Here is a 4,732-nt window from a genome sequence, read left to right as displayed (position 1 = left end):
TTCGGGCAGATCGCGCAGAAATACTTCCAGAAGCATGGCGACCAGACTGATGCCATGGCGCGCATCGCCGCGAAGAACCACAGGAATGGTGTCGGCAATCCCTATGCGCAGCTGCGCAAGGATCTGGGCTATGAGTTCTGCAAGGCGGTCTCCGACAAGAACCCGCTGGTCGCCGGCCCGCTGAAGCGTACCGACTGCTCGCTGGTTTCCGATGGCGCGGCGGCGCTGGTGCTGGCCGACACCGATACGGCCCTGTCGATGAACAAGGCCATTGTGTTTCGTGCCGCCGAGCAGGTGAATGATTTCCTGCCTATGTCAAAACGTGACATCACCCTGTTCGAGGGCTGCGAGACCGCCTGGAAGCGGGCCTTCGCTGCGTCCGGCGTGACGCTGGACGACCTGTCGCTGGTCGAGACCCATGATTGTTTCACCATTGCCGAGCTGCTGGAATATGAGGCGATGGGGCTGACGCCACGCGGCAAGGGCCATGTCGCCATCGAGGAAGGCTGGGTGGAGAAGGACGGCAAGCTGCCGGTCAACCCGTCCGGCGGGTTGAAGTCCAAGGGGCATCCCATCGGTGCCACCGGCGTGTCCATGCATGTGCTCTCCGCCATGCAGCTGACCGGCACGGCTGGCGATATGCAGGTGAAGAACCCGCGGCTGGCCGGCATCTTCAATATGGGCGGTGCCGCCGTCGCCAACTATGTCTCGATCCTGGAGCCGCTGCGTTAAGCAGGGTTCATTCGACTGATGCGACAGCAGCCCGGCCCGCAAATTCCCAAATGCGTGCCGGGCTGTTTGTTTACGTACAGAAATCGCCTATATTTATTCCTGTATATAAGATTCTATACCCAGGTAGAAAAATGGCGCTCAGCATCAAGGATGAGGAAACGGACAAGCTGGCCCGGGAGGTCGCCCGTCATACTGGCGAGAGCCTGACGGAAGCCGTGACCCAGGCCTTGCGTGAAAGGCTGGCCCGTCTGAAGACACGCCAGACCTCCCGGACCCTGGCCGAGGAGCTGGATGAGATCGCCCGCCGCTGTGCCAGCCTGCCAGTGCAGGATCGGCGCAGTGCCGAGGAGATCATTGGCTATGACGAAACCGGGCTGCCGCGCTGATGGTCATCGACACCTCCGCCCTGGTGGCAATCCTGTCGGACGAGCCGGAGCGTAAACCCTTCAACGAGGCTATTGCCGCCGACCCGGTGCGGCTGGTTTCCGCCGGCACACTGATCGAGGCAGGACTAGTTATGGAAACGCGCTATGGCGAGATCGCTGGACGCGAGCTTGACCTGTTCCTGCATCGGGCCGGCTGCGAGACAGTCCCGGTCGATGAGATGCAGGCCGAACTGGCCCGCAGTGCGGCGCGCCGATATGGCAAGGGCCGTCACCCCGCCGGGCTGAACTTCGGTGACCTTTTCGCCTATGCGCTGGCGAAGGCAACGGGAGAGAAACTGCTCTTCAAGGGAAGAGACTTCGAGCAGACGGATATCGTACCGGCCGTCTGATCACTCCTCCGGCGCATCCTCCACTGCTTCGTCCTTTGCTGCCGGCGCGCGCTCCAGAACGGCGGCCACAAAGCCGTCCGTGCCGTGGCGCGCGGGGGTCAGCCGCAGGGCGGAATCAGCAACTGCTCCTTCCGGGGGCGCGTCTGTGCCGACTGTTTCCTGCCATATGTCAAAAATTGACATTTGCTTGAAATCGGGATGATCGGCCAGGAAGGCGGATATCCGATCCTCATTCTCGGCGGCCAGCAGGGAGCAGGTGGCATAGACCAGCCGACCACCCGGCTTCACCAGTCGCGCAGCGCTTTCCAGGATCGCGGATTGCAGGCTAGTCATCTCGGCCAGGGCGAGCCCGCCCCGGCCCCATTTGGCATCCGGGTTGCGTCGCCATGTACCGGTGCCGGTGCAGGGGGCGTCGATCAGCACCCGGTCGAACTTGCCCTTGTGCCGCTTCACCCATGGATCGCGTTCGCTGGTCAGCGGGCGGCGCTCGATATTATGGGCCTGTGCGCGGCGTTGGCGCAGGGTCAGCCGTTCCAGCCTCTTGGCGTGGACGTCACAGGCGACGATACGGCCCTTATTCTCCATCCGGGCCGCCATCGCCAGCGTCTTGCCGCCGGCCCCGGCGCAGAAATCGACCACCTGCATGCCCGGCCGGGCGCCAACCAGTAGCGCCAGCAGCTGCGAGCCTTCGTCCTGGATTTCCACCAGTCCGGATTTCAGCGCCTCGGTACCGCCCAGCGCCGGCCTTCCGCCCAGCCGCAGGCCGACGGGCGAATAGAGGGCAGGCTTGGAGAAGATACCATCGCGCTTCAGCGCCGCGATGGCGTCCTCCTGCGTGCCGACCAGTGCATTCACGCGCAGGTCGGTCGAGGCCTCGTCATTCAGCGCCCGCATTTCCTCGGTGAAGCGCTCGCCCAGCGCGGCCCGCAGGCCGGCCTCGGCCCAGCCGGGGCATTCCAGCAGCACCGCTTCCGGCATGTCGGGATGGTCGATGGACTTGCCTTCCAGCCGGTCGGCCAGCACGGTCTCGCCGCCCTCCAGCGGATAGGGATGGTAGTGGCGGCCATCGAAATGGCTGCGCAGTTGCGGGCCGGTCAGCTTCTCGATCAGCAGCAGATGCGCGATCAGCAGGTTGCGTGGCAGCGCCTTTGCCTTGGCGCGCTCGAGCCACCAGCCCAGCCGCGCGCGCCGGCGGAAAATGCCATAGACCAGCGCCTGAATAGCGGTGCGGTCCTTGCTGCCGATGTAGCGGCGCTGCTTCAGGTAATTGCCGAGCACGGAATCGACGGGGGCTGGCACGTCACCGGCCGTGACCGCCTCGAGCACTTCGATGGCGGCTGTTATGCGGGCACCGGGGGTCATTTCTCTACCAGGTAAAGGCGGGAACGGTCGCTGTCGGGGTGAGGCCGTATTCCCCGTAGAGCGCAGTCAGGCGCTGCGGGTCGGGGCGGTCGCCCATGGTGATCTCCAGCCGGTCGCAATGAATGCCGCCGGCCACCAGCAGCGTGCCGGTGCCATGCGCGCGGCCGCCCTTCACATCGGTTTCCAGATTGTCGCCGACCGCCAGGATGCGGCTGCGGTCCTCGATGTTCATCAGGCGCAGGCAGGTCGCGTACACCGCCTCGTGCGGCTTGCCGTAATAATGCACGAAGCCGCCCATCTGCTCGTATCGCGCGCCGATGGAGCCGGCGCAGAGATGGCGCGCGCCCTCATGCAGCACTTCCAGGTCCGGGTTCGCGCACAGCATCGGCAGGCCGCGATCAAGGCAGCGCGACAGCAGATCGTCGTAGCGCTCGATCGGATCGGTGCCCTCCAGCGGGCCGGTGGCGATCACGAAGGAGGCTGCCGCCGGATCGGTGACGACCTCCACACCGCTGCCATCCAGCAGCCCAAGGAAACGGTCGCCGCCGGTATCGACGCAGGTCTTGCCAAGCGTGCGGTGAAAATCGTCGGTGCGGTCGCGCAGCGCGATGAAGGCTTCCTCACCCGAGGTGTGCACCTCGTCATAGAGATGCCGCCCGATACCCAGATTGGTCAGCCGGTCCACCACCACCTGCGCGCGGCGCGGCGCGTTGGACAGCACGACGATGCGCTTGTCGGCCTTCTTCAGCTGCGTGAGGCACTCGGCCACGCCCGGATAGGCGGCCCCGCCATCGTACAGCACGCCCCAGACATCGAGGATATAGCCGTCATAGTCGGCGGCGATCTCCGAAACGCCGGAGAGAAGCGGCGGCTGCCGGTCAGCAGGCTGCTGGAGGGAGACGGACATGATTCCCCGGTATCCTTGGTTACAGTACGGTCGGAAAATCAGCGCGGCCGGCGCCCTTCGACCATCGGGCCGCCAAAGAGGTAGCCCTGCCCGAAATCCACCGGATGGTCAAGCAGGCGCAGCAAGATGTCCTCGTTTTCGACATGCTCGACGATCAGGTCCATCGCGACCCGGTCGAGTGCGCCTTTCAGCAGCCCGATATCCAGCAGCGGTGGTTCATGCTCTGCATAGGAGAGCAGAAGCGCTGCGTCGATCTTCAGGAACTTGAAGCCCAGCGCCGCGAATTCCTCGGGGTCGATGTCGAGGTCGGTGATGTGGTCGAGCGAGAAGCGGTAACCGGCCTCCGACAAGGCCAGCAGCTTGTCGCGGATCGGCGAGGGCTCCGCCGGGAAGCCTTCCTGGGCGAATTCGAAAACAATCGATTGCGCCAGCGTGGCGTTGGCGGTCAGGAAGTCGCTGAATTGCTCGAAGAATCCGGCATCCTCCAGTGAGCGGTTGGAGATGTTGCAGAAGAACCGGCTTTCGGCCATCGGGCCGCGATGGCGGCGGACATGCTGCACCAGTCGGAACAGCGTCATATTGTCGATGGCGCCGATCAGCCCTTCCTCCTCGGCGATGCCGATATAATGGTCCGGGGTGATCAGCAGGCCGGTCTTGGTGCGGATGCGCGACAGGCATTCGTAATGGATCACCCGGCGCTGCGGCAGGGTGACGGTGGGCTGCATCATGATTTCGATGCGGTTGTTGCGCAGCCCCTCGCGGACGATCTCCAGGATTTCGCGCGGGTTCAGCATCGGGTCGTCGGTTTCCCGCGCCGCTGACAGGACACGCCGTCCCCCGGCCGATGGCGGCAGGATTTCGGCTTCCGCCAGCTCGGCTTCATCCTCGCCCGGCGCGCCGCCTTCGGCGCCGGCGCCCGTGCGGGGCCCTAGGTGCGCGATCCGCGGTTGCAGCAC

At 64.8% G+C, this 4,732-nt stretch carries 6 protein-coding genes; 3 read left to right on the top strand and 3 right to left on the bottom strand.

Translation table 11 applies throughout. From position 1 onward, the window contains the following. The 3 genes from MK313_RS17700 to MK313_RS17690 form a co-directional block, all read left to right on the top strand. Positions 1-732 (top strand): thiolase domain-containing protein (locus tag MK313_RS17700; RefSeq protein ID WP_287783468.1); only part of this gene is annotated, 732 nt, incomplete at its 5' end. Positions 733-863: 131 nt separating this feature from the next. Next, positions 864-1,118, top strand: coding sequence for a type II toxin-antitoxin system VapB family antitoxin (locus tag MK313_RS17695; RefSeq protein ID WP_121220745.1), 255 nt, complete (start codon positions 864-866; stop codon positions 1,116-1,118). Continuing rightward, positions 1,118-1,507, top strand: a complete 390-nt coding sequence (locus MK313_RS17690; RefSeq protein WP_287783465.1) for a type II toxin-antitoxin system VapC family toxin — start codon at positions 1,118-1,120, stop codon at positions 1,505-1,507. The genes MK313_RS17695 and MK313_RS17690 overlap by 1 nt, the downstream gene beginning before the upstream one ends. Here MK313_RS17690 and MK313_RS17685 read toward each other — a convergent pair whose 3' ends face one another. The 3 genes from MK313_RS17685 to MK313_RS17675 all read right to left on the bottom strand — a co-directional run. Beyond that, positions 1,508-2,869: an RsmB/NOP family class I SAM-dependent RNA methyltransferase gene (locus MK313_RS17685; RefSeq protein ID WP_287783463.1), complete on the bottom strand. Its 1,362-nt coding sequence runs from the start codon at positions 2,867-2,869 to the stop codon at positions 1,508-1,510. 4 nt (positions 2,870-2,873) lie between these two features. Then, the gene (locus MK313_RS17680) at positions 2,874-3,776 is read right to left on the bottom strand and encodes a TIGR01459 family HAD-type hydrolase (protein ID WP_287783460.1); all 903 of its coding nucleotides are present in this window, start codon (positions 3,774-3,776) and stop codon (positions 2,874-2,876) included. Positions 3,777-3,814: 38 nt separating this feature from the next. Beyond that, positions 3,815-4,732, bottom strand: a 918-nt coding sequence (locus MK313_RS17675; RefSeq protein ID WP_287783458.1) for an EAL domain-containing protein, incomplete at its 5' end; no start/stop codon positions are given.

Origin of the sequence: Oceanibaculum sp. (assembly GCF_022449305.1) — a bacterium.
GTDB lineage: Bacteria > Pseudomonadota > Alphaproteobacteria > Oceanibaculales > Oceanibaculaceae > Oceanibaculum > Oceanibaculum indicum.
Note: the sequence above shows the minus strand (reverse complement) of the source record. Positions and strands in the feature narration are given on the sequence as shown.